Below are 26,979 nucleotides of genomic sequence, written 5' to 3' on the forward strand. Positions count from 1 at the left end.
GCCAAGGCACCTGTTTTTTTATTAGTTACGGATTAAGTAATCAAATGCACCTAAAGCTGCGTTTGCACCTGAACCCATAGAGATGATGATTTGTTTGTACGGATTATTTGTACAGTCACCTGCAGCAAACACTCCTGGTACGTTTGTAGCGCCGTGCTTGTCTGTTACGATTTCACCGCGAACGCGTTCAACTGTTTCGCCTAACCAGTCTGTGTTTGGCACAAGACCGATTTGTACGAATACACCTTGTAATTCAACGTGATGAACTTCTTCAGTTTCACGATCGATGTAAGAAATACCGTTTACTTTATCAGTACCAGTGATTTCTTTCGTTTGAACGTTTTTCAGAACAGTTACGTTTGGTAAGCTGTTAAGACGTTCTTGTAATACAGCATCAGCTTTTAATTCTGGCATGAATTCAAGAACAGTTACGTGCTTAACGATACCTGCTAAGTCGATAGCCGCTTCAATACCAGAGTTACCTCCGCCGATAACTGCTACGTCTTTTCCAGTGAATAATGGACCGTCACAGTGTGGGCAGTATGCTACACCTTTATTTTTGAACTCAGCTTCACCTGGTACGCCAACATTACGCCAGCGAGCACCTGTAGAAACGATTACGCTCTTACTTTTCAGAATGGCGCCGTTTTCAAGTTCCACTTCAATAAGTTCTTTTTTCTCTAAACGTTTCGCACGTTGTAGATTCATTACATCGATGTCGTATTCTTTTACGTGCTCTTCAAGGCTTGCTACTAGCTTAGGACCTTCAGTCTTTTTCACGCTGATGAAGTTCTCAATGCCCATAGTATCCATTACTTGACCACCGAAGCGCTCAGCAACGATACCAGTGCGGATGCCTTTACGTGCTGCGTAAATTGCTGCACTTGCACCAGCAGGGCCGCCACCAACAACAAGAACATCGTATGGATCTTTATCAGAAAGCTCTGATGCATCTGGACCGTTACCCATTTTAGCTAAAATTTCTTCAAGTGTCATACGACCGCTTCCGAAAGATTCGCCGTTTAGGTAAACAGTTGGTACTGCCATGATGTCTTTGCTTTCTACTTCCTCTTTGAATGCAGCGCCATCAATCATAGTATGTGTAATACTAGAGTTAAGAACGCTCATTACGTTAAGAGCTTGTACAACATCAGGACAGTTATGACAACTTAGGCTGATATAAGATTCAAAATGATATTCGCCTTGAATGTTTTTAATTTGATCGATTAATTTTTGTTCAATTTTTGGAGCGCGTCCACTTACTTGTAGTAAAGCTAACACTAATGATGTAAATTCGTGTCCTAATGGAATACCAGCGAATACGACACCAGTGTCTTCACCAGGGCGGTTTACGCTAAAGCTTGGTGTTCTCTCTAATTCAACTTTTTCTACTGTAATCTTAGATGACATAGTAGCTAATTCGTCTACTAGAGCTAACATATCTTTAGATACGTTATCGTCTCCTGCGCTTACTTTAAGTAAAATATCGTTCTCCATTAACTGAAGGTATTGGGATAGTTGTGTTTTTATATCTGCATCTAGTATCATTTTGATCGAACTCCTTAGATTTTGCCTACAAGGTCAAGGCTTGGTTTAAGTGTTGCAGAACCCTCTTGCCATTTAGCTGGGCAAACTTCACCTGGGTTGTTACGTACGTATTGAGCAGCTTTAATTTTGTTAACAAGAATGCTTGCGTCACGGCCGATACCGTCAGCATTGATTTCCATAGATTGGATAACGCCGTCTGGATCGATGATGAATGTACCACGAGCAGCAAGACCTTCTTCTTCCATTAAAACGTTGAAGTTTGTAGTGATTGTGCGAGTTGGGTCACCAATCATGATGTACTCGATTTTGCCGATAGTTTCTGAGCTATCATGCCATGCTTTGTGAGTGAAGTGAGTGTCTGTAGATACAGAGTATACTTCAACGCCTAAGTCTTTTAGAGTTGCGTATTGGTTTTGTAAGTCTTCAAGTTCAGTTGGGCAAACGAATGTGAAGTCAGCTGGGTAGAAACAAACTACACTCCATTTTCCTTTTAAACTTTCGTCAGTAACTTGGATAAATTCTCCATTATGGTAAGCATTAGCTTTAAACGGTTTTACTTCTGTGCCGATTAATAACATGTTAAAATTCCTCCTAAATGTTGGTTTTGAGCATCAAAAAATAGTGTGCTCATAAAATATATTTTTTAATTAACTATAATAATTCTAATTCGATATTAATTATCATATAGAAGTGGTTATTTTGTCAAGCGAATAAACCAACTTTATTCCGATTTAATTAATATTTATTCTCAATTAAGGCTATCACGGAATAGAAAGGTAATTTTAAGTCTATAAATTTTAGATGAGTGTTTGAAAAGTTTAATGTGTATGTTAGAGATAGTGTGTAAGTTTAATGTCTTAGGAAGGAAATATTTCTTAGAAGTTGTAGTTTTGAAAAGGAACTGCTTACTTCTATTTTACAAAGAATTTTGTGATAAATAAAATAAAATGAATCGGAAATTTTTTGAACAATTTTTGTCATCTCAAATATATAATTAGGAAGTATATTACGATGATAGTTAGAAACATTGACTCAAAGTGCTAACAAGATATAATAAAACCTAGATATACCTTTCAAAAAGAAGAATACATATTTATAGGATGAAAAAATTCAACCTATTATTTTTTATAGCTTTTAGAAAACGCTTACAATTAGTGTGGAGGGGAAACCATGTCTAAGTTCACGAAGTATTTTTTAATGGAAGCTAAAGATGTGATTGCATATGTGAAAGAGAAATTATCTAAGTTTGAACATGCAAAGGGGTTACAGTGTGAAGAAATAGGTGATGGCAATTTAAATTATGTGTTCCGCGTTTGGGATGAAAAAGAGAACATGTCTGTTATCGTAAAGCAAGCTGGGGATACAGCTCGCATTTCAGATGAGTTTAAGTTGTCGACGAATCGTATTCGTATAGAATCAGATGTTTTGCAGTTAGAGGATGAGTTAGCACCTGGACTTGTTCCTAAGGTGTATTTATTTGATAGTGTGATGAATTGTTGCGTAATGGAAGATTTATCGGATCACACAATATTACGTACAGCACTTATAAATCATCAAATATTTCCGCAGCTTGCTGACGACTTAACTACTTTTATGGTAAATACACTTTTATTAACATCTGATGTTGTAATGAATCATAAAGAGAAGAAGGAACTTGTGAAGAATTATATAAATCCTGAATTATGTGAGATTACAGAGGACCTCGTATATTCAGAACCATTTACAAATCATAATAAGCGTAATGAGTTATTTCCTTTAAATGAGGGATGGATTAGGGAGCATATTTATAGTGATAAAGAGCTTCGTATGGAAGTAGCGAAACGTAAATTTTCTTTTATGACGAATGCACAGGCATTGCTTCATGGTGATTTACATACTGGTTCTGTTTTTGTAAGAGATGATTCTACAAAGGTTATTGATCCTGAGTTTGCTTTTTATGGACCTATGGGATATGACGTTGGGAATGTAATGGCGAATTTAATGTTTGCTTGGGTGAATGCAGATGCAACGATGCCACCTGGAGCTGAGAAAGATACGTATATGGATTGGTTACAAACTACGATGGTAGAGGTAATTGATTTATTTAAGAAGAAGTTTTTAGATGCTTGGGATATTCATGTGACCGAGATTATGGCGAAGGAAGAAGGCTTTAACGAAGTATATTTACAATCTGTATTAGAGGATACAGCTGCAGTGACAGGTCTTGAATTAATCCGCCGTATTGTTGGATTAGCGAAAGTAAAAGATATTACTTGTATTGAGAATGAGGAAGCACGTGCTAGAGCGGAGCGAATTTGTCTTAAAGTAGCGAAGAGTTTTATTTTACGAGCGAATCAATATAGAACGGGTACAAGTTTTGTAGAAACGTTAAAAAAACAGTCAATGCACTACGCGGAGTAAGGGGAGAATATGATGGAAGAGCAATTAATACCAATTCAGTGGAAAGATGATGCTTTAGTTTTGTTAGATCAAACGTTATTACCGAATGAAATTGTCTATGAATCATTTAAAACAGCTGAAAGTGTGTGGGATGCCATTCAAGTAATGAAAGTACGAGGTGCACCAGCGATTGGTGTTTCAGCAGCTTATGGAGTGTATTTAGGGGTAAAGGAATTTGCTGAAAGTACGGAAGAAGGATTTATGGATGAAGTAAGAAAGGTATGCACATACTTGGCGACATCAAGACCGACTGCAGTAAATTTATTTTGGGCACTTGAAAGAATGGAAAGTGTAGCGGCAGATAATATTCATTTATCAATCTCACAGTTGAAAGATAGATTACTAGAAGAGGCAAAAGAAATTCATAGAGAAGATGAAGAAATTAACCGTCAAATTGGAGAACATGCATTAACATTATTCCATGATGGAATGGGAGTATTAACACATTGTAATGCTGGTGCGTTAGCGACGACTAAGTATGGTACTGCGACGGCTCCAATGTACTTAGCAAAAGAAAAAGGATGGGACTTAAAAATCTTTTCGGATGAAACACGTCCAAGATTACAAGGGTCAACGTTAACGGCATTAGAACTACAGCGAGCGGGAATTGATGTTACTGTCATTACGGATAATATGGCGGCTATGGTCATGTCACAAGGGAAGATTGACGCTGTAATTGTTGGATGCGACCGTGTGGCAGCGAACGGTGATATAGCAAATAAAATTGGAACATTAGGCGTATCTATTTTAGCGAAATACTACAACATTCCGTTTTATGTAGCAGCGCCAACGCCGACAATCGACTTGAAAACACCGACAGGAAAAGAAATTCCCATCGAGGAAAGAGATGCTTCTGAAGTGATTAATCGCTTTGGACAATATTCAGCTCCGAAAGAAAGTAAAGTATATAATCCAGCATTTGATGTTACTCCACATGAAAATGTAACAGCGATTATTACAGAAAAAGGGATTGTAAAGGCACCGTTTACGGAGAATTTAAAAAAGCTATTTCAATAAGTAGATAAATATAAAAGTCAGTCATCATAAGCTTCATACTTAGGGGGATGTATATGTTATTACAAAAAGAAAGAGAAGAAATTGTAGCGTATGGAAAGAAAATGATTTCTAGTGGTTTAACAAAGGGGACGGGCGGTAATATTAGTATCTTTAATCGTGAACAAGGTCTTGTTGCGATTAGTCCAAGTGGTTTAGATTATTATGAAACAAAGCCTGAAGATGTGGTTATATTAAACTTAGATGGTGAAGTAGTAGAAGGAGAGAGAAAACCATCAAGTGAATTAGATATGCACCTTATTTACTATAGGAAGCGTGAAGATATAAATGCGCTTGTGCATACACATTCTCCTTACGCGAAGACGATTGCGTCATTAGGATGGGAGCTTCCGGCTGTGTCGTATTTAATTGCTTTCGCAGGACCGAATGTGCGCTGTGCACCGTATGAAACATTTGGTACGAAGCAATTAGCAGAGGCTGCTTTTGAAGGCATGATTGATCGCCGTGCTGTTTTACTTGCGAATCACGGTTTAATTGCAGGTGCAAATAATATAAAAATGGCATTTACTGTTGCGGAAGAAATTGAGTTTTGTGCACAAATTTATTATCAAACGAAAAGCGTCGGAGAACCGAAGTTATTGCCAGAAGATGAGATGGAGAATTTGGCGAAGAAGTTTGAAGGATATGGGCAGCAGTAGAATGAAACAAAGACACCCTCAAGAAAAGATCTTGAGGGTGTCTTTTAAGCTTTTTTAAGCAACAAATACATAAAGTAAGGTGCACCAATTAAAGCAACGACAATACCTGCTGGAATGCCATTAGGATCAACGATATTTCGCCCGATTGTGTCTGCTAGTAGTAATAACCATCCGCCAATTAAAACGGCGATAGGCATGAATATTTGATGCCTTGGACCTACTAAAGATTTTGCGATGTGAGGAGCCATTAATCCGATAAAGCTAATTCCTCCTGTTACGGAAACAGCTGCAGCTGCAAGTGCAACGGCTGCAACTAATAAGTACCTGCGTTCTTTTTCAATTTCAATTCCAACGCCGATTGCGACTGGTTCGTTTAATGCTAAGATGTTTAATCGATTTGCTTTATAGAAAATAAACGGAATGAATACGATTAACCATGGGAGCATTGCTAAAACGAAGATCCAGTCATCTCCCCAAATATTTCCGGCAATCCATTTTGAAATAAAGTCTACTTTCATACGATCCGCGGATGAAATAAGGACAATCATCGTTCCAGATAGTGCAAATGCAAAACCGATACCGGTTAATGTTAATCGCACCGGCTGAAGTCCAGTTGATTTACTATATGAAAATACGTAAATTAGAACAGCTGTCAGAAATGCCCCAATAAATCCAACGACAGGTAGTAAGTAAAGAAATGAACCTACGTCTATTGGAAAGTATAAAAAGAAAATAGCAACAGCAACACCAGCCCCAGAGTTAATACCAAGAATACCAGGTTCAGCTAAATCATTTCGGGTAATTCCTTGCAGAATAGCCCCTGATAAAGCGAGAGCCATACCAGCTAATAATGTAATGACAATTCTAGGTAGTCTTAAAGAGTATAAAACGAACTCCTCTTTAAAAGTCCCTTGCCCCATTAATGTTGGGAGTAGTCGATCATAAGATAAAGATGCTGAACCAAGTCCCATTCCAATTACAATGGTTGTGATGATTACTATAAGTAAAGCGAGTATAATGAGACGCTGTTTTCTTAAAATAGATTGCATCATGAGAATGTTTTTCCTCCTTTACGTACAATGAATAGGAAGAATGGTAATCCTACAATCGCGACAATTGCCGCAACTGGTGTTTCGTACGGAGCGTTAATAGTACGTCCGATTGTATCTGCAAGTAGCATAAAGGAAGCTCCAGCAATTGCTGACATCGGTATAACAAATCGGTAATCTGGACCGACAATTGGGCGTACCATGTGAGGTACCATTAAACCGATAAATGCCATATTTCCAACAAGCGCTACAGATGCACCTGCAAGTAAGATAATAATGATAAATAAAATAGTTTTAATAACAATAATTTTTTGACCTAGTCCAATAGCCACTTCCTCACTGAAACTAAGAACTGTCAATTTTTTTGCTAGTAAGATAGCGATAAAGATACTAATTGAAATGACTGGAATAATAATTTTTAATTGGCTCCAAGTTGTTCCAATTACGCCCCCAGCAGTCCAAAGTGATACATCTTGTGAAATTTTAAAGTAAATGCCAATTCCTTCTGAAATTGCGAGTAGAAATGCTGAAACTGCAGCGCCCGCTAATACAATTCGAAGAGGAGAAAGGCCGCCTTTTTTCACCATACCAATTCCAAATACCATAATTGCGCCAATTGCAGCACCGATAAAGCAAGCTAACGTTAAGTAAAGATAGCTGATGGAAGGATTGAAAGCAAGTGTTAGTGCAAGCGCAGCATTTGCTCCACCAGATAGCCCTAATAATCCAGGGTCCGCAAGTGGATTTCGTGTTAATCCTTGCATAATTGCTCCAGAAACGGCTAATCCAGCTCCTACAAAAATAGCAGCAACTTCACGTGGTAAACGTATTTCTCGAATAATAGATATTTTGTCTCCTTTAGCGGAGGAAGTGAGTGCTAACCATACATCTTTTATCGAAGTATCTGCAGCACCTAATACCATTGCAACCATAAAAATAAGAAAGAATGCAATTAAGCTTAAAATTAGTTTGTATGTAAAAGCTATAGAACGTGGATTATCATGATCTTTTGTCATTCGTTTCACATCTTTTCTGTTCATAGAATAAAGGAAGAGGAATTCTTAAATTAAGAATTCCTCATGTTTGTATTATTTACCAAGAAAGCTCTTCTTGAAGAAGTCTAGTTGGAAATCTAATGTAAGTGGATCATTGAAATAGAATTCCATCATGTTTGCTTCATATACACGATTATTTTTTACTGCTGGGATGTTTTTATATGATTCTGTCTCTTGGAATGAGTTATCAGTATCTTTGTTTTTACTTACGATTAAGTAATCACCAGCAAATTCAGGTAATACCTCAGTAGATAATGCGTAATAACCTTCTTTTAATGCTTTTTCTTTTACTTTTTCAGGCATTTTTAATTTCATTTCTTGGTACAGAATTTCTGTTCCGCGGCCCCAGTTCTCGCCGTATACATAAAGCTGTTTGTTGAAGTTTTCTACAACAGAAACTGTTGCATCTTCACCGATTTTTGCTTTAATTTCTTTACCAGCTTCTTGTGCACGTTTCTTGAAGTCATCAACCCAAGTTTTTGCTTCTTTTTCTTTGTTTAATAACTTACCAATTTCTAAATGCTGTGTTAAGTAATCAACTTTTCCGTAAGTGTATGTTACAGTAGGAGCGATTTTCTTTAACTTATCGACATTTTTAACATTTGATAAACCAATGATTAAATCTGGATTTAGTTCAGCGATTTTTTCAACATTTTCATCTGATACTTCAGCAACATCTTTAAGTTTACTATCAAAACGTGGGTTTTGTTTAGACCATGAATCTACCCCAACAAGATTTACACCTAATGACATTACGTTACCAGCGAATGATGATAGTACAACAACGCGTTTTGGATTTGCAGGAACTTCTACTTTACCATTTTCAGATTGGTATGTAATTGTTTCTGATTTACTACCTTTTGCATCGTTCTTTTTGTCTGTAGAGCCATTGCTACAAGCACTCATAACAAGAACGAAAAGAACTGTTAGTGAAATAAATAACTTTTTCATCGTCTTTCTCCTTTAACATAGATGATATGTGTATACAATAATTTGTTTAACTGCAATCTTTTTGAAAGAGTAGTGGTAAAGCAAAATGATTTATTAAAAATCTTGAATATGAGATTTTATAATATAGTATTAACCATATTAATAAAATAAGATGTAATCTCAAATTTGCTAATTATTAACAAAATGATAATGATTATCACTATTGATTCTTTAAATAATATAATTTTATATAGGTGTATTGTCAATAGTAATTTTGATTGTAAATTTTGCGGAAACAGGTTATATTTTATTGAGAATGATAATCAATGATTAATAGCTGAGGAGTGAGCACGAATGAATCGAGAAGAATTGTTTGATGTAACCGTGATAGGCGGAGGACCTGCAGGGCTTTATTCAGCTTTTTATAGTGGACTCAGAGAAATGAAAACAAAAATAATAGAATTTCAACCACATTTAGGTGGAAAAATACATGTGTATCCGGAAAAAATGATTTGGGATGTAGGAGGACTATTGCCAGTTACAGGTGATAAGTTAATTGAACAACTTGTACAGCAAGGGTTAACATTTAAGCCGGAAGTTGTATTAGATACAAAAGTAGAATCGATTATTCGTAATCAAGATGGTACTTTTACATTAAAAACAAGTACTGGCGAAGAACACTTTTCAAAAACAGTTATCGTCGCAACAGGAAGTGGTATATTGAAACCGCAAAAGTTATCTATTGAAGGTGCTGAGCGATTTGAAGTATCGAATTTAAATTATACAGTTAAATCTTTAAAGCGTTTCAAAGGTAAAACAGTTATTATTTCCGGTGGAGGCAATTCTGCTGTTGATTGGGCAAATGAATTGGAACCAATTGCGAAAAAAGTGTATGTAACCTATAGAAAAGAAGAATTATCTGGTCATGAAGCACAAGTAAAACAACTTATGAACAGCTCAGCGGAGTGTTTCTTTAATACATCGATTACAAAATTAATTGCTGGTGATAATCATGAAGCGATCGAATATGTAGAATTAACAAATCATGAAACAGGTGAGGTTTCTCACTTACCTATTGATGAAGTTATTATTAATCATGGATATGAACGCGACATTACATTATTAGAAAATAGTGAGTTAGACGTTGCAATTATAGATAATTATTATATTGCAGGTAATGCAAATAGTGAGTCTTCAGTAGATGGATTATATGCTGCTGGAGATATTTTAAAGCACGAAGGGAAACTACACTTAATTGCAGGTGCATTCCAAGATGCTGGAAATGCTGTGAATAAAGCAAAACAATTTATCCAACCAGATGCAAGTGAGTACGGAATGGTTTCTTCTCATAATGAAGTATTTAAGAAGAGAAATCGCGAACTGATTAAGCAGATGATGAAATAATAAGGAACAAGTATCCCCCCACGTATTTCTCTATTCAAGTGAATGAGAGATGTACGTGGGGGTTTTCCTGTTTACTATATTTTCTATCATTATAATGACACCGGTTTCATCAGTTCATATGATATGAACATTTTATTGGTAAAGCATCCTAGAAAACAATTTAGCTATGTTTTGCTTACACAGAACATGGCTAAATTACGCTGTCCCTTTAGCGCGTTTATTAGGAAATGGCATATTTAGTATAGAAGCAATATACTGTTTTCCGTGTTTTCGAGCCAATGATTCTAATATTTGACGGACGCGTTTTGTAAGATGACCTTGTTTTTGGATGGCTTCACAATATGCGTCATAGAAGGCATATTTAGCCCAAAGGAAATCATCTTGTTGGAATAAGAAATGATTTTTGTACCATTCACCAATTGTATGATAACAATTGTTTTCATGTATTGCTGTGCTTTGAGAAAGAAAACGATCAGATAAAGATACATTCAAATGAGAAATTGTGTTTTCTGTTTCAACTTGTAGTGTTTTTTCTAACATTGTAATGATGTGACGAGTAGCCATATGTTAACTCTCCTTTGTGTAAATGGGTAATACCATTCTATATTTAAAAAATTCTTACTATATAATACTATACAATATATGGAATGCATCTACCTGCTTTTTGAACTGCATTTACAAAATCTTTTTTATTTGTTTACAAAAATAAAGTAAAGTAAGATACAGTATAGATGAAAAAATAATAAAGGAATGAACGCATTGTATATAACAGTAGAAGAGACTGCGGAGTATTTGAATTTACCAAAATCGTATATTGAAGAGTTAATTCAGCAAAAGAAAATTCGTGCGCTATTCGATGGAGAGCAATATTTAGTAAATAAAGAACAATTCAATACGCATTTAGAACAAATGGAGAAATATAAGCAGTTAGTGGAAGAAATATTAAACGAACCAATTCCAGAAGATATGGATGTTAAAGACGAAGACTAAACTTTGGGAAATCCCGTATGAAGATATGCAGAAATGTATCTTCATACGGGATTTTTTGTCTAAAGGTATCGAAAGCCTAATGGGCATGCAGAATTCCTTATGTTTTTGATAGGTAGTAGTCTACCATGTTAAAAGCATATTTTTTTCTAGCTAGGACAAACATAGAGAACGTAACCTGTACAGATACATATACTATCAGTGCAAAAGCTTATAAATTAATGGAAGGGGTTTTCTCGTGAGTTTATTTCATTGTGATTTTCTGAAAGACTTAATTGGATCTTTTGTGAGAGTAAACAGGGGTGGTCCAGAATCTCAAAAAGGGACAATAATATCAGTATGTCCGGACTACTTCGTATTGAAGAATGAAAAAGGTGAGCTTTATTACTATCAACTTAGCCATCTGAAAAGTATTACGAAAAATGCAAAAGACTGTGGATCAAGTGATTGCGATTGGGAAGATTGCGAATGTGCAGACGACTTTGAAGCACTACTTCTAAGCTTCAAATATTGCTGGGTGAAAATTAATCGCGGTGGTCCAGAGAAAGTGGAAGGAATTTTACAAGATGTTTCTTGTGACTTCGTTACATTAATTGTAAAAGAAGAAGTTATATTAATTGCAATAAAGCATATTAAAAGTGTTAACTATAATGCATTAGCATGCGGAGAGAGCGATGAGAGCGACGATAGTAACAGTAAGGACAGTAGTAGTGATAATTCAGGTCGAGCTCGCGCACAAAGACAGTCAAGAAGAGGAAGATAATAAGAAAGGAGGATACAAATTTGGAAAGTATATTATGCTGTGAACAAATTAAAGGCTTAGTCGGTGAGACTGTAAAAGTAAATCTTCGTGGACCAGAGAGTCGAGTGGGGGTACTTGTATCGTTAGGAAGAGATTACCTTACATTACAACTTCCTCTTGGTGAATTAGTATATTACCAATTGAAACATGTGAAGAGTCTAGTTAAGAAAGTGAAAGAAAGTAAATGTGGCGATGGCTATGTTTCATGTTTCTGCTCTGATGATGATACTTTCGTCGATGTATTACGTGACTTGAAGTATAAGTGGGTAAAGATTAACCGTGGCGGCCCAGAGTGTGTAGAAGGCCTATTAAGTGAAGTGCATGAAGAATGTATTACGCTAGTAAACGGTGAGGAAGTTATTTATATCATTAATTATCATATTAAGAGTGTGAGTCAAGTAGTGAAATGTAAAAAGAATGAAGATGAATAATGTTTAATAAATAAGAGGGGCATTATGAGGGAAAGAGAAGAACAATTTCTTATTTCGATAGTATGAAAAGGAATTACTTACTATTAAGACAGAACATTGCCCTGATTATTTTTTTGAAAAGGAAGATAGGGAAGCTGAAATTCATAGGAAGGAGGATATAGATGAATGAGTTAAACAAAAGTATTGGGGAAAATATATATGTTAAATTAATCGGTGAAAAAAGGTTTAAAGGTATATTAATAGACGTAGGAAATGACATTATTGTTCTTTACAATGGACAAGACTATGTATATATATCTTTATATCATGTACAATACTATAAATTTTTAAGACCACATGACGAAGACATACTAAAACCAGATGTTGATTCTGTAATTAAGAGGGAATCCCCTTCAATTTCTTTGAGAAAAGTATTAAGTACTTCTAAAGGGATTTTTACAGAAGTTTATGTAGCAGGAAATGCTCCAATACATGGTTATGTTACAAGTGTGATGAACGACTATATTGTTTTTTATAGTCCGGTTTATAAAACGGTATATATATCTTTAAAGCATTTAAAATGGTTAATTCCGTATAAAGAAAACCAAGTACCGTATGCCCTCAATAAAAATGAACTCCCCGTAAATCCGTTAAATATTACATTAGCTAGAACATTTGAAGAACAGCTTATTAAAATGACTGGGAAAATTATGGTGTTTGATTTAGGTGAGGAGTCCAATAAAATTGGAAAAATGGCGAAAATTGATGAAGGTCATATTGAAATATCAAAAGCACGTGATGCAAAAATGTATGTGAATATTCAACATGTAAAATCCGTCCATTGTCCGTAGATTAGTTGGAAGGGCTGACTTTTTCTTTTATATGCAGAAGAAAAGGTCGAGCCTATTTGTTTAGCCCGATTTGAATATGAGGGGAAAATGAATTGAATATAAATATATTATAGTGGAATCTTGTTTTGAAGAATTTGTACTAATTTATAAAGAAATGTGTACGAGCTATCTTTTTATGTATTCAATTTATTTTTTGAGGAGGAGCTGCTCAACTAATTTATTAAAGGGGTTTTGTTTGTGGAGCAGTTTCCGAATTCGTTATCAATTACATTGCTTGGTAGTGCTGGTGGAGCAGCAAAAGCAGTTTTAGCAATTTTAAATCAAGCGATAGCAAATGAAAAAGATCCAATTTATGAAGTATTAAAGAATGCCAAATTTCATTTGGTGGATATAAAACAAAAAGATAGGACTTATTATGATGAGTTGTTTTCGAATTTGAAAAGTCAATTATATTTATATGAAATAAATCTTCAAAATGTAGTGGAATTTAAACAACATTTAAAAGAAAAAAGAACGAGTGTTGTGATTGATGTTTCAGGGGCAGATACAATTAGAGTATTAAGCTGCTGTAATGAACTAGGAATTTGTTATATTAACTCAGCCTTGGAAAATGAGGCAGTAGATCAGGACGATAGCTTAATCGGCTTTCAGCTTACGGAAAGATATACAAGGTTTGAGAAGGAGAAAGAGAAATTTACAAATACAAAAGCGATTATAGGTTCAGGTATGAATCCAGGTGTTGTTCAATGGATGGTTGTTGAGCTTATGAAGGAACGACCAAATGAAAGGCCAAGAGCATGTTATATTGTAGAACATGACACATCATTTTTGAATGATACAGCACTTATAAAGCCACATACACTTTATGCTTCATGGGCAGTAGAGCGATTTTTAGATGAAGCGATCTGGAGTTATCCGATGTATATGAGTCATCATCGTCCTCTTTACTTTTATGAAGATGTATATGCTTCAGAGTATAAAGTGAAGTTAGGAGAAAAAGAATTCTATGGTTGTTTAATGCCACATGAGGAAGTATTAATTTTAGGGAAAAACTTCAATATGGAAGTTGGTTTTCTTTACCGAATTAATGAGTATACAACAAATATAATTAGACAGAACTTAGATCAAGTAGAAGATTTATGGAACTGGAATCGTAAAGTGTTTAATCCAGCGGAAGAAGAGGTTGCTGGAGAGGACTTGGTCGGTGTGTTACTCGTTTATGAAAATAGTGAGACATATATGTATAATGTGATGAATAGTAGCCAAGTTTTTCGTAAATATAAAACGAATGCAACGTATTTTCAGGTAGGGTGCGGGATTTATGCGGGCTTGTCCAGTTTACTTTTAGATCAATTTGAACAAGGTGCTTATTACGTCGAGGAGTTGTTATTAAATACAGAAAGTAAGTACGGTGAGTATTTAAATTTATATATGAAGGATTTTGTAATAGGGCATAATAATTTTACAGATGGATTGTTACATGACAGGGTAAGATGGATGTAAGTTGTTACCAAAAGGAAGGAGAGATCTCCTTCCTTTCATTATTATAAGGTTAAATATTGCCCTGAAAGCAATTTCATACTTATACTTTAAGGAGATAACAATGAAAGTTTTTTGTATCGATCAAGGGGAGTTTTTATATGAATAAATACAAGAGCTTGATTTATGAAGAAAGAAGAGCCTTAAAGGTATTTATATTATTATTTTATATTATATTCTTTTTATATGACGCTATATATTATTTTGTATATCCTGCTATGAATATTAATGGAACAGCGGTAGGGTGGCCAGAAGGTAGTCTTGGGATAGGTGTGCCTATATTTGTAATAGCATTATTTCCTATTTCTATATATCTTCAAAAAAGAGGGTATGTATATTCTGTAAAATATTTATTTTTATTTGGGTACATGTTTATCAATCTTGTGAATAATTTAATGATTTATTTGCGAACGGATAGACCTTTTGAACATGGTAGTATGGTAGAAATGTTATTAATTTTATTTGCCCCAGTTTTCGTGAATAGAAAATACTTTTATTTAGTTTCCTTTAGTGTAATTGGAAAGTACGTATTTTTCACATTGCTATTACAAGATTTAAAAGTGGTAATTCCACTTGTTTTATGTATATTCTATTTCATTATTTCACATTCTTTATTAAAACGATTTCAATCTTATGTAAGAACAGTGGTTGAAATGATGAACAATATGAAAGAGACGGAAAATTTAGCTGTGATTGGGACTATGTCTACAACAATTGCCCATGAAATTCGAAATCCGCTAACAGCGTTAAAAGGGTTTACGCAAATGCAAAAAGAAAGAAATCCAACTGATACGATGAGCTACGACATTATGCTACAAGAAATTGAAAGGGTTAATGGATTTGTTAGTGAATTGATGTTGTTAGGAAAACCAAAGCCAACAAATTATGAAAGGTGTAATATACGAGACATCCTTCTATATGTTGTGCATCTAATGGAAAGTTATGCAATGCAATATAGAGTTAAATGTCATATACAAGTAGATGGGAATTTACCGGCTATAAACGGTGATGATAAGCAATTAAAACAAGTGTTATTAAATATCATTAAAAATGGAATAGAATCAATGCCAGAGGGCGGAGAAATTCATATCCGTGCATATCAAAAAACGCAAGGACATTTGTGTATTTCTGTTGAAGACCAAGGATTTGGTATAGAGAATGAGAAATTAGAAAAAATTGGCAAGGCATTTTACACAACAAAGGAGACTGGTACAGGACTTGGATTAATGATTACATATAAAATTATTAAGGAACATCAAGGGAGTATCACAATCCAAAGTAGTCTAGGAGTAGGAACGAAAGTAGAAATTTTTCTGCCGACCGTTTAATGTATTGGGAGAAAAGATTTTTCAGAAAAGTGTTCTTGTTGTGTAAATATAAACATTTTATAAAATGTTTCAAGAAGGGTTTTTTTTATAAAATACTTCGTTTATAATGGAGGAAAATATCGACATGAGATTGATTACTCATGTAACGGTTCAGTAGTGTTATGAAAAGATAAGAAGGGGGTGCACGCGCATCCTTTTTTCTATGCAGATATTATGAAAGAGGTGGTATGATGGAATTAACATTAAATTCGACTGTATGTTTACACACGATTCAATTTCGAAAAGAGCAAAAGAATTATATTGTAAAAGATACAATTACAGGAGAAAAATATGAAATGCCGCCACTTTGGATTGATGCATTGGCAATGATGCGTGACGGTTTTTTATTGGGAGAAATTGAGGAGAAATTAAAAGAAGAGTATCCATCCGAAGAAGTGAATATGTTAGCATTCACGAGGCAACTGTTAGAACTAGAACTTGTTGAAATGGTAGATGGAGAAGAGATAGCTTGCACAAAGAAGAAAGAGATAGATTGTTTAGCTTGGGTGCGTCCTCGTGTGGAACAATTCTTTCTTAATTTAAATAGAAAATATAGAAGCAAAGACCAATAGTGGCCTTTGCTTTTTTTATAGGCTGTGTTTAAAAAATAACAGCAAATGCTCTTGCGAAAGCACCGTCACTATTTTTAATTTTTAAAGGTGCTGCTGAGAAAAAGAAACGTTTTGTTTCAATAGCATCTAGATTTGTTAAGTTTTCAATTAAGTAAATATTATTCCCTAGTAATATGTGATGAATCGGTGATGTTTCTGTTGTGACTTCATCAGGAGAAATGAAATCTAAACCGATAGATTTTACTTTTAATTGAACTAATTCTTCAGCTAATTCTTCAGAAAGATAAAAAGCTTCTTTCTCATACGCCTCTGTGTTCCATTTAGTAGATAGATTGGAATGGAAAATAACAATATCTCCTTCTTTTATATCAGCATCGTGCAGTACTTCTTTAGGTAGTTTTCGTTCTTGTACATGAGTTACATCAATAAGAACAGCTTCACCTACAAATTGATCCAGCGGTAATTGATCGATGGTCGTTGCGCCTGAAATAAAATGCGCAGAAGCATCACAATGCGTGCCAACATGAACGACAGAATGAAAATCTGTAACTTGATAGCCTGATTCTTCAACACTTGTAACAGCTTCTAGTTGTATTTTAGGTGTTCCAGGAAATTGAGACATATTATTTTCAAATGTTTGCGATAAATCAATTACTTTCATTTTACATACCTCCAATATATGTTTTTCAAATAATAAAAAGCTCACCCTTCAATATCAAGAAAGGTGAGCTTTACATGCTAGTTGAGTTTTATCTTCCAAAATGCAATGCATTTTGCAGGAATTAGCACCTATTCAGTTTGTATAAACTGAGGTTGCTGGGCTTCAAAGGGCCGGTCCCTCTGCCTCTCTTGATAAAGAAGTATTCAGTTTTTTTGAAAACGGAATTTTCCGATAGTTAAATTGTGATTCATTTCCTTTTTTCGTGCAATACAAAATAGGTATTCACCCAAATAAAGCTGCTCGCATATTGTAGCTTATGTAAATAGAATGCTGCGAAGGAGTGAGTGCAGTGACAGGAAATGTATTAAATTATTATGCTGGTGGTAATACAGCTAGGGGATTTCACAATTTATACGAAGAGAATTTAAAAGGATTAGACAGATTATTTATCTTAAAGGGTGGCCCAGGAACGGGAAAATCTTCTTTAATAAAGGCAATAGGTCGTGAATGGATTGAAAAAGGATATGATATTGAATTGTTACATTGTTCTTCTGATAATAAATCGGTTGATGGTGTAATTATCCCAAAATTAAAAGTAGGAATTGTTGATGGGACATCGCCGCATGTTATTGAGCCAAAAATGCCAGGAGTTGTTGAAGAGTATATAAATTTAGGAATTGCTTGGGACTCAGATAAACTAAGAAAGCAGAAGTTAGAAATTGAAAGATTTGTTTCAGAAGCAAGCAAAGCTTTTCAGTCTGCTTACGCACGTTTTAAAGAGGCATTGGTTATACATGATGAGTGGGAGAAGATATATATTGATAATATAGATTTTAATAAAGCAAATGAACTAACCAATCAGCTAATCCAGAAATTATTTGCAGATAAAAGCGGGAGACAATCGCTTGTAAAACATCGTTTTTTAGGAGCTGCTACACCGAAAGGAGCAGTTGATTTTGTTCCTAATTTAACAGAAGGATTACCACATCGTTATTTTATAAAAGGGCGCCCAGGCTCTGGAAAATCAACGATGCTCAAAAAGTTAGCTAAGGCAGCTGAGGAAAAAGGGTTTGAAGTTGAAGTATATCATTGCGGATTTGACCCGAATAGTCTTGATATGGTTATCGTAAGAGAATTAGGATTTGCAATTTTTGATAGCACCGCACCACATGAATATTTTCCAAGTCGCGAGGGTGATGAAATTATTGATATGTATGCCCTTATTGTTACGCCAGGGACGGATGAGAAATATGCGAAGGAAATTCGTGATGTCTCCATTCAATATAAAGCAAAAATGAATGAGGCGATGTCTTTCTTAGCGAAAGCAAAATCGGTTCGTGATAAATTAGAACGAATTTATATTGCTGCTATGGATTTTTCAATAGTAGATGCATATAAAGAGGAGATTCAAAAAGAGTTTGAACGAATTGCTACTACTGTAATCGAAAAGCAACAATAGACGTTTCATCAGGCTGTCAGTAATTTCTGACAGTTTTTTTGGTATGTAGTAAAATTAGTATTGTATTTGTCGAATTTCCAAGGAAATAATCAAAAAATGGAGGTGTTATGCAATGAGAGAGAAAATCGAGTTGGAGTTAGAAAGAATTGAAAAAGAGAATGATGTGAAAATTTTATTTGCGGTAGAATCAGGGAGTCGTGCTTGGGGTTTTCCATCGAAAGATAGCGATTATGATGTTAGGTTTGTTTATATACATCCGGTAGAATGGTATTTATCAATTCATGACAAACGAGATGTAATTGAATATCCAATTAGTGATGATTTAGATATAAGTGGTTGGGATATTAAAAAGGCGTTGCAACTATTCGCGAAGTCGAATCCTGCTTTACTTGAGTGGATTCGATCACCAATTTTTTATTCGAAAAACTCTAATTTTCCAGAACTACTTCAACAGATGAGTGAGAAGAATTTTGATCCAAAAGCAACGATATATCATTATTTACATATGGCGTCGAAAAATTATCGTGAATTTTTGCAAGGTGAGAATGTAAAGCTGAAAAAGTACTTTTATGTATTACGTCCCATTTTAGCTTGTAAGTGGCTAGAAGAGAAAACGACTTTACCTCCTGTAGAATTTGACCGATTGATTACAGAATTATCATTAGAACGTAGCGTATTAGATGAAATTGAAAAGTTGTTAATAAAGAAAAAAGCAGGTACTGAATTAGATGTTGGATTGAAAATTAAGGAGCTAAATCAATTTTTAGAAGAACAAATTCATTACTATCAGGAATATGTAAAAGGAATTGAAAAGGGATCAGGAATCGATATTGAGAGTTTAAATACATTGTTTCGAGATATGTTGTTTGAAGCATATGAAAAAGAGCACAAGTAAGTTTGTGCCCTTTTTATTTTGTAGGAATGAAGAAAACAGATATAGCTGCGATAAGACCTGCAAAGGAGAATAAGTAAAAATTCCATGCTAAGTCATATTGCATTGTCATAATAATACCGACGAGAATTGGGCCAGCAATTGCACCAACTCGGCCAAGCCCCAGTCCCCAGCCTAAGGAGGTAGCTCGGATATGTGATGGGAAGTATTGTGTTACATATGCATTTAATATTTGAGTAATACCGACTGATCCAATACCAGCAAGGCCAATTAAAAGATAAATGATTGTAACAGATGGTTTGATTGTTAATAGTCCGATACATATGGCTGCCATAAGATAAGAGATGCTAATAACAATTTTTGCTCCTATACGATCAGCAATTGCTCCAGCGAATAATGCGCCGATAGCTGCGGTAATATTTAGCATAAGTAGAAATGACAGACTAGACCCAAGAGGATATCCTGCCTGGCGCATCATCTGTGGTAACCAAGTGTTTAAACCGTATATTAAAAACATTCCCATTATATAAGTGATCCAAAAAAGTAGCGTTGCTTTTATGTATTCTTTTGAGAATAAAGTAAAAAATCCATTTTTCTTTCGTATAGTAGATGGGTCTTGATGAGTTTTATCTTTTACATGAAATTCAATTTGAAAACGATTAAGAATTTGGTTCACTTCTTCTTGGCGATTACGTGATAATAAAAATTGAATGGACTCAGGTAAATAGCGAATAATGAAAGGAATGAAGAGTAGTGGAATCATTCCGATACCAAACATAATTCTCCATCCGAAATCTTCTAACATAAGCATGGACAAAATAGCACCTAACACGATACCTAAAGGATAGCCAGTAAACATAAGAGCATAAATAAAAGATTGCCTTTTTGGGGGTGAATATTCAACAGTGAGTGCTGAAGCCGTAGGGATAACACCGCCTAATCCGATTCCTCCTATAAATCGAGATAATCCAAATAACTCAGGAGAAGGAGCGATAGCCGCTAAACCCATTGTGATAGAAAAAAGTGCTAAACAGCATATAAGCGTCCATTTACGCCCAATTAGATCTGTAATCGTTCCAACTAGAATAGCCCCAATAAACATTCCAAATAAAGCATAGCTTGCAATTGTACCAGCGTGCGCTGGTGATAGCGCCCAGCTTTTGTCTTCTAGGAGCTTTGGTAGAACGGCACCGTAAATACCTAAATCATATCCATCAGCTAAAATGGCTAGCCAACAAATAAAAACAACAAGTTTTGTAATAGAGCTTGGAAAGATAGTTTCTGTAGATTCTAGATGAGGTGGAGCTGAAGGTTGCATAATATTCACCCCTTTTAATTTGTAGATGAATATATTATTTTATTTAATGTTAATATTTTCCTCCTTGTGTCGAATTTTATCTGAAAAGGGTTTATAGCAAATAAAGAAGTTCAACAGTAATTCTGTTGAACTTCTTTATTTGTTTACTCATTATCAACTCGTTTTAACGGTTGATCTGCTGGGCCTTCAAGAACGTCTCCCTCAATTGAAAAACGAGAACCATGGCAAGGGCAATCCCAAGTACAATCACCATTATTCCATTCAACTTCACAGCCTAGATGTGTACAAGTTGTATCGACGATATGTAATTTTCCTTCTTTGTCCTTATAAGCACCTGCTCGTTTACCGTTAACATGTACGACAGATCCTTCACCAACTTCGAGATCTTCTGGCTTACGTAATGCGGTTTCAATCTTTCCTGCAATTAAATGTTTCGCAACATCAATGTTTTGGGAGAGGAACGTTTTTATATCTGGATTTGCATGGAAGCGTGATGGTGCATACAGTTCTTTATAGGGACTGTGAACTTTTAGGATGGAGTCCTTCAGTAGGTGAGCGGCAGCAGTTCCAGTTGTCATTCCCCATTTGCGATATCCAGTTGCAACAAATATATTTGGATTTCTTTCGTTAATATGTCCGATATAAGGAAGCTTATCTAGAGTAATTAAATCTTGTGCTGACCATCTATAAGGAACTTCATCTATTCCAAAAGTGGCTTCAGCAAAAGAATAGAGTGCTTCATAATGAAGCATCGTATTTATTCCCTGACCTGTTTTATGACTCTCTCCGCCAACCAAAATTAATTTTTCTCCATTGTTTGTTATATAGCGTAAGGAGCGCTTTGGATCATCAATACTTAAATACATGCCACCTGGATACTCCGTTTTTGCTTTTATTGCAAGAGCGTAGGAGCGTTCTGCGTACATTCGCGTAAAGAAAAAGCTATTCGCATCATAAAAAGGAAAATGTGAACAAGAGACGACATATTCACAAGTGATATGATGGCCCTCTTTTGTAATTATTTGTGGATAATCGCCCTTTTCCACATCCATAGCTGTTGTTTGTTCGTAGACCTTTCCGCCCATCTCCACAAACTTTTCTAAAAGTGTTTTTAAATAAAGAAGGGGATGGAATTGTGCTTGATTTTTCATTACAAGCGCAGATTGTACTGGAATAGGAATCGATAGAGATTGAACATAGTCACAAGGTATATTTAATTTTTGATAAGCTTCATATTCTTTCGATAAATTTCTTAATCCGTTATCAGTAGTTGTATATAAATATGAATCTTCATTTGAGAAATTACAGTCGATTTTATATGTTTGAACAGTTTTATTTATGAATTGTAGAGCCTTATTATTTGATTCATAGTAAAGCCGGGCCTTTTCTACACCGAAATGATTTATTAATTCATCATAAATAAGATCATGTTGTGCTGTTACTTTCGCTGTTGTATGCCCAGTCGTTCCGTTTAAAATACGACCAGAATCAATTAAAACAACATCGATGCCTTCTTTTGCAAGTAAATAGGCAGTAGTAATACCTGTAATACCAGCACCGATAATAGCAACTTTCGTCTTTATATTTTCGGATAAACGAGGGAAAGTAGGAAACTGAGTAGATTCAATCCAATAAGATAGTGGCAGTTGTGGAAATGTATCACTTGTCATTGCGGAAACCTCCTGATTTTAGAACAATTTTCCTTTTAATATTTCCATATTATATGAAATTCATGTGTGTTGTTTTAGAGGAAGTCTATTTTTATTAAAAGAGGGTATAAATTATTTTAATATAATTAATGAGGTGGGGCATTATGAAGAAGTAGGATTTATATAAAACTAAATTCAAATGATTCTGTTTGTTGATTACATAGAGAGTTATTGAATGAGATAGAGTCTATGCCGTTTAAGAAAATGTCTAAATATAGTGGGTAAATCCTTATGGAATCTATACATTTTCTTTAGTGAAATAAAGTATGATTATAAAAATATAACCACCTTTTATTACTAGGTCATAAAAGGTGTTGACAATATAGAAATTCTATTGTTATGATTCATCATGTGGAAAGGTTGATAGAGAGTAAAAAGAGAAATGTTTTTCATTGATAATAAAAGCGAAAAATAAGTGACGATAGAGTGAGTATATTTTCCTTATAATAGATGCTTTTTGGATCATCTAGTAAAATCAATCTGGAAGCAAGAATTAATATATGTAAGTTGCGCAAGGCGCGGCATAAGAAAGGAGCAAAAGGATGAAGGAGCTTCATACGTTTGGGTGGTATGCAGCACGTGTATCACCACATTTGCCGAAAAAAGCATTTAAACCAGTGCCTACTCGTTTATTTGGTGGACTGGCTTATTTGCTTGTGGCATTGGCGGGGTTAATAGCGATTGGTGTATTTGAATTGAATGTGTGGGCGAATCTAGGAATTGCAATTGTTCTTGGATTATGTTTTGCTTCACTTGGATTTTTAGGGCATGAAATTTTACATGGAACTGTTGTAAGAAAGGCATGGCTTCGTGACTTCTTAGGCGCGATTGCATTTATGCCATTATCAACAGGGCCAAAGCTTTGGAGAAAGTGGCATAATGCAACGCACCATGTTCATACACAGCATGAAGAGAATGATCCAGATGCATGGCCGACACTTGAGAAACTTAAGAAGAGTAAGTTTTTGAGTTGGGTATATCGTATGCCCCTTCATGTACGTTCATTCTTTAGTTTTCTGTCACTAACAATTCAATTTACATTGCATTCGACTCGAATGTTCTTTCATTTTATAAAAGAATTTAAGTCATCCAATCAAAAATCTGTATGGCTTCAACTTCTTTTACCTTGGACAGTTTGGATTAGTTTATTGTTTATTATGGGACCAGGAAAATGGTTATTTGCATATGTCATTCCGTTGTTAATTGCTAACTTTATTGTAATGGCATATATCGCAACAAATCACCGCTTAAATCCAATTGTTCCAGTAAATGATCCATTAGCAAACTGTTTATCAGTAACAGTGCCGCGCTGGGTAGACGTTTTACATTTCAACTTCTCATATCATACAGAACATCATCTGTTTCCTGCTATGAGTTCAAAATACTATCCGTTAGTAAAAGAGAAGATTAAAGAAATGTGGCCGGAACGCTATCACGAAATGCCGATGACAAAAGCATTGGCAGCACTTTGGAATACACCACGTGTGTATTATCACGGAAGTGAATTAGTTGATCCGCATAGAGAGCATTTCTATGGTTCTTTAGGAAATGGACTAGATCCTCATAATATTTCATATCGTGAGGAACATATAGAAGAAAAAGAGAGTATTAAAAAAGTAAATCAGTAAAAATAGATGTATTTTATAGCAAAAAAGCAAGCTCTTAGTGAGCTTGCTTTTTTGCTATAAAGAAACTTCTTTCTTGTTTTTTCTGCTCACTTGGACAGAGTTTGTTTCTTTTCGCTGTAATCGTTTTTCTAAAAGATTAACAAAATAAGTAAATAGAAGAACAATTACGAGGTAGTATACACCAACAATCATGTAAGTATCTAATTGTTGGAAGTTACCTGCTGCAATTGATAAACCTGATCCCCATAATTCGGACAGTCCTACGTAAGCAACAAGTGAAGAGTCTTTTAATCCGATAATAAATTGGTTTCCTAGAGGAGGAAGAGACAGACGAAATGCTTGTGGTAATATAATTCGTCGCATAGCTAAAGGATAAGGCATGCCTAAAGAGCGAGCTGCTTCTAATTGTCCCCGGTCAACGGATTGAATAGATCCACGGAAAATTTCCGTAACATATGCACCGTTATGAATTGCTAAAGCGATTGCTCCTGCCCAAAAAGGGGTAAAAACAACAACGGATGTAATCCCAAAATAGAGAATAGCGATTTGAACAATTAAAGGTGTACCACGAATAATAGCAATATAGATATGAGCAATGCTATTTAAAACTTTGTTATTCGAGATTCGAAAGAAAGCAAATAATAATCCAATTAATGAACCGAGTACTAGGGAGGTTAATGTTAATTGTAATGTGACAATAGTAGCCTTTAAGAGTGTGGGATAGGTAGAGATAAAAATTTCAAACATGCGTTTCACCTCATATTGTATAGATTTTAGTAGAGAATGAAATGCCCCACATAAAATGAAAATTTAATCAGTGGGGCACTGTTTATGAAACTTTTGAATGGCTAACTTACTTCGTTTTTTCCTCTTCACCGAGAATATTACGCCCGAACCATTTTTTACTGATTTTTTCATACGTACCATCTTTAATGATTTCATCTAACGCTTTATTTACTTTCTCAACCATTTCTTTATCATCTTTGCGAATAGCAATTCCCATTTCATCAAGATTTAATGGTTTTCCAGCTTCTTTTATATTCGATTTTCCTTCTTTTATCATACGTAGACCAACCATTTGATCCGTAATTACTGCATCAACACGCCCAGGCTCTAAATCCATAAGAGCAGTAATATCACTGTCATATTCTGTGATTTGATCTGTATATTTTGCAACAAGATTTTTAAAGGTACTAGCTTTTACAACACCAATTTTCTTACCTTTTAAATCTTCTGGAGAAGAGATAGCGGTATTCTTTTTAGCCACAAAAATTTGGGCGCCAGACCGATAGTACGGATTTGAGAAACTAACAGCTTTTAAGCGCTCCTCTGTAATTGCCATACTACCCAGTATTACATCATATTTCTTCGCTTGAAGGCCTTGAATTAGCGTTTCCCATGGGTTTGTAACTGGCGTAGCCTTCATGTTCATCTTTTTAGCAAGAGCTTCACCGATTTCTACATCAAAGCCGACAAGTTTGCCGTCATTTTCTTTATAGTTAAAAGGTTTGTATAATCCACTCATCGCATAGCGAAATTCTTTTTCACCATTTGATGAAGTAGTAGAGCTTTCTTTGCTACAAGCTCCTAGTATGAAAGATGTACATAGTGTAATGCTAGCAACAATGGTTAATAGTTTCCTTTTCATAAAACCCCTCCTATATATTGATCATACGGATGGTTTTTTAGTATGTTATTGAAATATTTTATTTGGATGATTAGTTGTGCACCGTATGAATGTATTCCTTTTCGTTTGAAACAGAAGTTACATTATAAAACGTTGCGTAAAAATTGTTTTGCCCGTTCATGTGATGGAGCTGAAAAGAATTGTGCTGGCGGAGCATCTTCTACAATCTTTCCATCATCCATAAAGATGACGCGATCAGCTACATCTCTTGCGAAATTCATTTCATGAGTAACAATAACCATTGTCATCCCTTCTTCAGCAAGTTCTTTCATAACTTGCAATACTTCTCCAACAAGTTCAGGGTCTAAAGCTGAGGTAGGCTCATCAAATAGCATAATCTTAGGGCTCATTGCAAGAGCTCGTGCAATGGCAATGCGCTGTTTTTGACCACCTGAAAGAAGATGAGGAGTTACATCCGCTTTATCTTGAAGGCCGACTTTTTGGAGAAGTTGATTTCCAATATCCTTTGCATTTGCTTTCTCTAATTTTTTTACGTGAATAGGTGCTTCTATGATGTTTTCTAGTGAGGTCATATGAGGAAAGAGGTTAAAGTGCTGAAAAACCATACCGACATTTTCACGGACTTTATTTAAATTTGAATGCTTTGGATCAATTCGCTCACCTTGTAAGTGAATTTCGCCTTCATCGTACATTTCTAAAAAGTTAAGACAGCGAAGTAATGTACTTTTACCAGAACCACTGGCACCAATTAAAACAACAACTTCTTTTTCTTTTACTTCTAAATCAATTCCTTTTAACACATCAAGTGAACCGAATGATTTTACTAGATTTCGAACTTGAATCATACAAAACCCCCAGTTAAAAATATATTTTGCAAATGTTGCCCCTTATTTCTGTTATTAGTCATAAATTGTCAGAATCCTTTATTTTTTCGTGCAATTTGATATTCAAAGAAATAATAATTTTTAAAATCCCTATATCCTTCTATAATGAAAATAT

Annotated in this window: 26 protein-coding genes and 1 riboswitch; of the genes, 14 read left to right on the forward strand and 12 right to left on the reverse strand. The window is 35.0% G+C overall.

Annotated features, from left to right (window positions below):
* Window positions 1-21: 21 nt before the first annotated feature.
* On the reverse strand, window positions 22-1,548 hold the full coding sequence (ahpF, locus tag OXT04_RS17625) for an alkyl hydroperoxide reductase subunit F (protein WP_016513313.1): 1,527 nt from the start codon (window positions 1,546-1,548) through the stop codon (window positions 22-24).
* A 14-nt stretch (window positions 1,549-1,562) separates the two neighbouring features.
* Entirely contained in the window at window positions 1,563-2,126 is a 564-nt protein-coding gene (ahpC, locus tag OXT04_RS17630; RefSeq protein WP_000924420.1) for an alkyl hydroperoxide reductase subunit C, read from the reverse strand.
* Between the two features lie 592 nt (window positions 2,127-2,718).
* On the opposite strand from ahpC, the gene mtnK reads away from it, so the two are divergent.
* From mtnK to OXT04_RS17645, 3 genes are read left to right on the forward strand one after another with little or no spacing between them, the layout of a single operon-like run.
* On the forward strand, window positions 2,719-3,948 hold the full coding sequence (mtnK, locus tag OXT04_RS17635) for an S-methyl-5-thioribose kinase (protein ID WP_267416348.1): 1,230 nt from the start codon (window positions 2,719-2,721) through the stop codon (window positions 3,946-3,948).
* Between the two features lie 9 nt (window positions 3,949-3,957).
* The gene (gene mtnA / locus OXT04_RS17640) at window positions 3,958-5,004 is read left to right on the forward strand and encodes an S-methyl-5-thioribose-1-phosphate isomerase (protein WP_033693771.1); all 1,047 of its coding nucleotides are present in this window, start codon (window positions 3,958-3,960) and stop codon (window positions 5,002-5,004) included.
* 53 nt (window positions 5,005-5,057) lie between these two features.
* Window positions 5,058-5,699: an L-fuculose-phosphate aldolase gene (locus OXT04_RS17645; RefSeq protein WP_098570471.1), complete on the forward strand. Its 642-nt coding sequence runs from the start codon at window positions 5,058-5,060 to the stop codon at window positions 5,697-5,699.
* Window positions 5,700-5,743: 44 nt separating this feature from the next.
* Here the strand turns inward: OXT04_RS17645 and OXT04_RS17650 are convergent, their stop codons facing one another.
* Genes OXT04_RS17650 through OXT04_RS17660 form a run of 3 tightly spaced genes read right to left on the reverse strand, consistent with a single transcriptional unit; the run spans window position 5,744 to window position 8,754 of the window.
* Window positions 5,744-6,751 carry a FecCD family ABC transporter permease gene (locus tag OXT04_RS17650; RefSeq protein WP_098570472.1) on the reverse strand — a complete coding sequence of 336 codons (1,008 nt, stop codon included), beginning with the start codon at window positions 6,749-6,751 and terminating at the stop codon, window positions 5,744-5,746.
* Window positions 6,748-7,788 carry a FecCD family ABC transporter permease gene (locus OXT04_RS17655; protein ID WP_002025239.1) on the reverse strand — a complete coding sequence of 347 codons (1,041 nt, stop codon included), beginning with the start codon at window positions 7,786-7,788 and terminating at the stop codon, window positions 6,748-6,750. Before OXT04_RS17655 ends, OXT04_RS17650 begins: the two co-directional genes overlap by 4 nt.
* 48 nt (window positions 7,789-7,836) lie before the next feature.
* Complete coding sequence (locus OXT04_RS17660; RefSeq protein ID WP_000732579.1) at window positions 7,837-8,754, reverse strand: iron-hydroxamate ABC transporter substrate-binding protein; 918 nt, start codon at window positions 8,752-8,754, stop codon at window positions 7,837-7,839.
* Between the two features lie 333 nt (window positions 8,755-9,087).
* Between OXT04_RS17660 and OXT04_RS17665 the strand changes: the two genes are divergently transcribed.
* Window positions 9,088-10,137, forward strand: a complete 1,050-nt coding sequence (locus OXT04_RS17665; protein ID WP_001078268.1) for an NAD(P)/FAD-dependent oxidoreductase — start codon at window positions 9,088-9,090, stop codon at window positions 10,135-10,137.
* 195 nt (window positions 10,138-10,332) lie between these two features.
* Here the strand turns inward: OXT04_RS17665 and OXT04_RS17670 are convergent, their stop codons facing one another.
* Window positions 10,333-10,701: a hypothetical protein gene (locus OXT04_RS17670; protein ID WP_000235476.1), complete on the reverse strand. Its 369-nt coding sequence runs from the start codon at window positions 10,699-10,701 to the stop codon at window positions 10,333-10,335.
* 186 nt (window positions 10,702-10,887) lie between these two features.
* On the opposite strand from OXT04_RS17670, the gene OXT04_RS17675 reads away from it, so the two are divergent.
* From OXT04_RS17675 to OXT04_RS17705, 7 genes are all read left to right on the forward strand, one after another.
* The gene (locus OXT04_RS17675) at window positions 10,888-11,127 is read left to right on the forward strand and encodes a helix-turn-helix domain-containing protein (RefSeq protein ID WP_001998970.1); all 240 of its coding nucleotides are present in this window, start codon (window positions 10,888-10,890) and stop codon (window positions 11,125-11,127) included.
* A 235-nt stretch (window positions 11,128-11,362) separates the two neighbouring features.
* Window positions 11,363-11,887 (forward strand): spore coat protein, encoded by a 525-nt coding sequence (locus OXT04_RS17680; protein WP_098570474.1) that lies wholly within the window; start codon window positions 11,363-11,365, stop codon window positions 11,885-11,887.
* Between the two features lie 20 nt (window positions 11,888-11,907).
* Entirely contained in the window at window positions 11,908-12,357 is a 450-nt protein-coding gene (locus OXT04_RS17685) for a spore coat protein (RefSeq protein WP_267416357.1), read from the forward strand.
* 161 nt (window positions 12,358-12,518) lie between these two features.
* Window positions 12,519-13,187 (forward strand): LSm family protein, encoded by a 669-nt coding sequence (locus tag OXT04_RS17690; protein ID WP_001004268.1) that lies wholly within the window; start codon window positions 12,519-12,521, stop codon window positions 13,185-13,187.
* Between the two features lie 237 nt (window positions 13,188-13,424).
* Entirely contained in the window at window positions 13,425-14,690 is a 1,266-nt protein-coding gene (locus tag OXT04_RS17695; protein ID WP_000434728.1) for a hypothetical protein, read from the forward strand.
* Between the two features lie 137 nt (window positions 14,691-14,827).
* Window positions 14,828-16,054, forward strand: a complete 1,227-nt coding sequence (locus tag OXT04_RS17700) for an ATP-binding protein (RefSeq protein WP_097821972.1) — start codon at window positions 14,828-14,830, stop codon at window positions 16,052-16,054.
* A gap of 230 nt (window positions 16,055-16,284) precedes the next feature.
* Window positions 16,285-16,665 carry a hypothetical protein gene (locus OXT04_RS17705; protein WP_000424116.1) on the forward strand — a complete coding sequence of 127 codons (381 nt, stop codon included), beginning with the start codon at window positions 16,285-16,287 and terminating at the stop codon, window positions 16,663-16,665.
* Between the two features lie 28 nt (window positions 16,666-16,693).
* On the opposite strand, the gene OXT04_RS17710 is transcribed toward OXT04_RS17705, so the two are convergent.
* Window positions 16,694-17,326, reverse strand: a complete 633-nt coding sequence (locus OXT04_RS17710; protein ID WP_098570475.1) for a cyclase family protein — start codon at window positions 17,324-17,326, stop codon at window positions 16,694-16,696.
* An 85-nt stretch (window positions 17,327-17,411) separates the two neighbouring features.
* Window positions 17,412-17,524, reverse strand: a riboswitch (SAM riboswitch).
* Window positions 17,525-17,675: 151 nt separating this feature from the next.
* Here OXT04_RS17710 and OXT04_RS17715 point away from each other — a divergent pair.
* Complete coding sequence (locus OXT04_RS17715) at window positions 17,676-18,785, forward strand: PRK06851 family protein (RefSeq protein ID WP_000147467.1); 1,110 nt, start codon at window positions 17,676-17,678, stop codon at window positions 18,783-18,785.
* A 112-nt stretch (window positions 18,786-18,897) separates the two neighbouring features.
* The gene (locus OXT04_RS17720) at window positions 18,898-19,680 is read left to right on the forward strand and encodes a nucleotidyltransferase domain-containing protein (RefSeq protein WP_097821971.1); all 783 of its coding nucleotides are present in this window, start codon (window positions 18,898-18,900) and stop codon (window positions 19,678-19,680) included.
* 13 nt (window positions 19,681-19,693) lie between these two features.
* On the opposite strand, the gene OXT04_RS17725 is transcribed toward OXT04_RS17720, so the two are convergent.
* On the reverse strand, window positions 19,694-20,995 hold the full coding sequence (locus tag OXT04_RS17725; protein WP_065229683.1) for an MFS transporter: 1,302 nt from the start codon (window positions 20,993-20,995) through the stop codon (window positions 19,694-19,696).
* Between the two features lie 143 nt (window positions 20,996-21,138).
* Window positions 21,139-22,665, reverse strand: a complete 1,527-nt coding sequence (locus OXT04_RS17730; RefSeq protein WP_097996747.1) for an FAD-dependent oxidoreductase — start codon at window positions 22,663-22,665, stop codon at window positions 21,139-21,141.
* A gap of 581 nt (window positions 22,666-23,246) precedes the next feature.
* Between OXT04_RS17730 and desB the strand changes: the two genes are divergently transcribed.
* Complete coding sequence (gene desB, locus OXT04_RS17735; RefSeq protein WP_000661208.1) at window positions 23,247-24,332, forward strand: Delta(10) desaturase DesB; 1,086 nt, start codon at window positions 23,247-23,249, stop codon at window positions 24,330-24,332.
* 54 nt (window positions 24,333-24,386) lie between these two features.
* Here the strand turns inward: desB and OXT04_RS17740 are convergent, their stop codons facing one another.
* The 3 genes from OXT04_RS17740 to OXT04_RS17750 form a co-directional block, all read right to left on the reverse strand.
* On the reverse strand, window positions 24,387-25,142 hold the full coding sequence (locus tag OXT04_RS17740; RefSeq protein ID WP_139062908.1) for an amino acid ABC transporter permease: 756 nt from the start codon (window positions 25,140-25,142) through the stop codon (window positions 24,387-24,389).
* Between the two features lie 43 nt (window positions 25,143-25,185).
* On the reverse strand, window positions 25,186-25,980 hold the full coding sequence (locus tag OXT04_RS17745; protein ID WP_000823754.1) for an ABC transporter substrate-binding protein: 795 nt from the start codon (window positions 25,978-25,980) through the stop codon (window positions 25,186-25,188).
* Window positions 25,981-26,102: 122 nt separating this feature from the next.
* The gene (locus OXT04_RS17750) at window positions 26,103-26,825 is read right to left on the reverse strand and encodes an amino acid ABC transporter ATP-binding protein (RefSeq protein WP_000616921.1); all 723 of its coding nucleotides are present in this window, start codon (window positions 26,823-26,825) and stop codon (window positions 26,103-26,105) included.
* Between the last annotated feature and the right edge of the window lie 154 nt (window positions 26,826-26,979).

Source organism: Bacillus sp. GC_Bacil_1, from assembly GCF_026540675.1.
Classification (GTDB): Bacteria; Bacillota; Bacilli; order Bacillales; family Bacillaceae_G; genus Bacillus_A; species Bacillus_A cereus.

Excerpts from the sequence above, each read along its gene's own strand:
- ahpF (WP_016513313.1), bottom strand. The coding sequence starts at position 1,548 with ATGATACTAGATGCAGATATAAAAACACAACTATCCCAATACCTTCAG.
- ahpC (WP_000924420.1), bottom strand. The coding sequence starts at position 2,126 with ATGTTATTAATCGGCACAGAAGTAAAACCGTTTAAAGCTAATGCTTAC.
- mtnK (WP_267416348.1), top strand. The coding sequence starts at position 2,719 with ATGTCTAAGTTCACGAAGTATTTTTTAATGGAAGCTAAAGATGTGATT.
- mtnA (WP_033693771.1), top strand. The coding sequence starts at position 3,958 with ATGATGGAAGAGCAATTAATACCAATTCAGTGGAAAGATGATGCTTTA.
- OXT04_RS17645 (WP_098570471.1), top strand. The coding sequence starts at position 5,058 with ATGTTATTACAAAAAGAAAGAGAAGAAATTGTAGCGTATGGAAAGAAA.
- OXT04_RS17650 (WP_098570472.1), bottom strand. The coding sequence starts at position 6,751 with ATGATGCAATCTATTTTAAGAAAACAGCGTCTCATTATACTCGCTTTA.
- OXT04_RS17655 (WP_002025239.1), bottom strand. The coding sequence starts at position 7,788 with ATGAACAGAAAAGATGTGAAACGAATGACAAAAGATCATGATAATCCA.
- OXT04_RS17660 (WP_000732579.1), bottom strand. The coding sequence starts at position 8,754 with ATGAAAAAGTTATTTATTTCACTAACAGTTCTTTTCGTTCTTGTTATG.
- OXT04_RS17665 (WP_001078268.1), top strand. The coding sequence starts at position 9,088 with ATGAATCGAGAAGAATTGTTTGATGTAACCGTGATAGGCGGAGGACCT.
- OXT04_RS17670 (WP_000235476.1), bottom strand. The coding sequence starts at position 10,701 with ATGGCTACTCGTCACATCATTACAATGTTAGAAAAAACACTACAAGTT.
- OXT04_RS17675 (WP_001998970.1), top strand. The coding sequence starts at position 10,888 with ATGAACGCATTGTATATAACAGTAGAAGAGACTGCGGAGTATTTGAAT.
- OXT04_RS17690 (WP_001004268.1), top strand. The coding sequence starts at position 12,519 with ATGAATGAGTTAAACAAAAGTATTGGGGAAAATATATATGTTAAATTA.
- OXT04_RS17700 (WP_097821972.1), top strand. The coding sequence starts at position 14,828 with ATGAATAAATACAAGAGCTTGATTTATGAAGAAAGAAGAGCCTTAAAG.
- OXT04_RS17705 (WP_000424116.1), top strand. The coding sequence starts at position 16,285 with ATGGAATTAACATTAAATTCGACTGTATGTTTACACACGATTCAATTT.
- OXT04_RS17710 (WP_098570475.1), bottom strand. The coding sequence starts at position 17,326 with ATGAAAGTAATTGATTTATCGCAAACATTTGAAAATAATATGTCTCAA.
- OXT04_RS17720 (WP_097821971.1), top strand. The coding sequence starts at position 18,898 with ATGAGAGAGAAAATCGAGTTGGAGTTAGAAAGAATTGAAAAAGAGAAT.
- OXT04_RS17725 (WP_065229683.1), bottom strand. The coding sequence starts at position 20,995 with ATGCAACCTTCAGCTCCACCTCATCTAGAATCTACAGAAACTATCTTT.
- OXT04_RS17730 (WP_097996747.1), bottom strand. The coding sequence starts at position 22,665 with ATGACAAGTGATACATTTCCACAACTGCCACTATCTTATTGGATTGAA.
- desB (WP_000661208.1), top strand. The coding sequence starts at position 23,247 with ATGAAGGAGCTTCATACGTTTGGGTGGTATGCAGCACGTGTATCACCA.
- OXT04_RS17745 (WP_000823754.1), bottom strand. The coding sequence starts at position 25,980 with ATGAAAAGGAAACTATTAACCATTGTTGCTAGCATTACACTATGTACA.
- OXT04_RS17750 (WP_000616921.1), bottom strand. The coding sequence starts at position 26,825 with ATGATTCAAGTTCGAAATCTAGTAAAATCATTCGGTTCACTTGATGTG.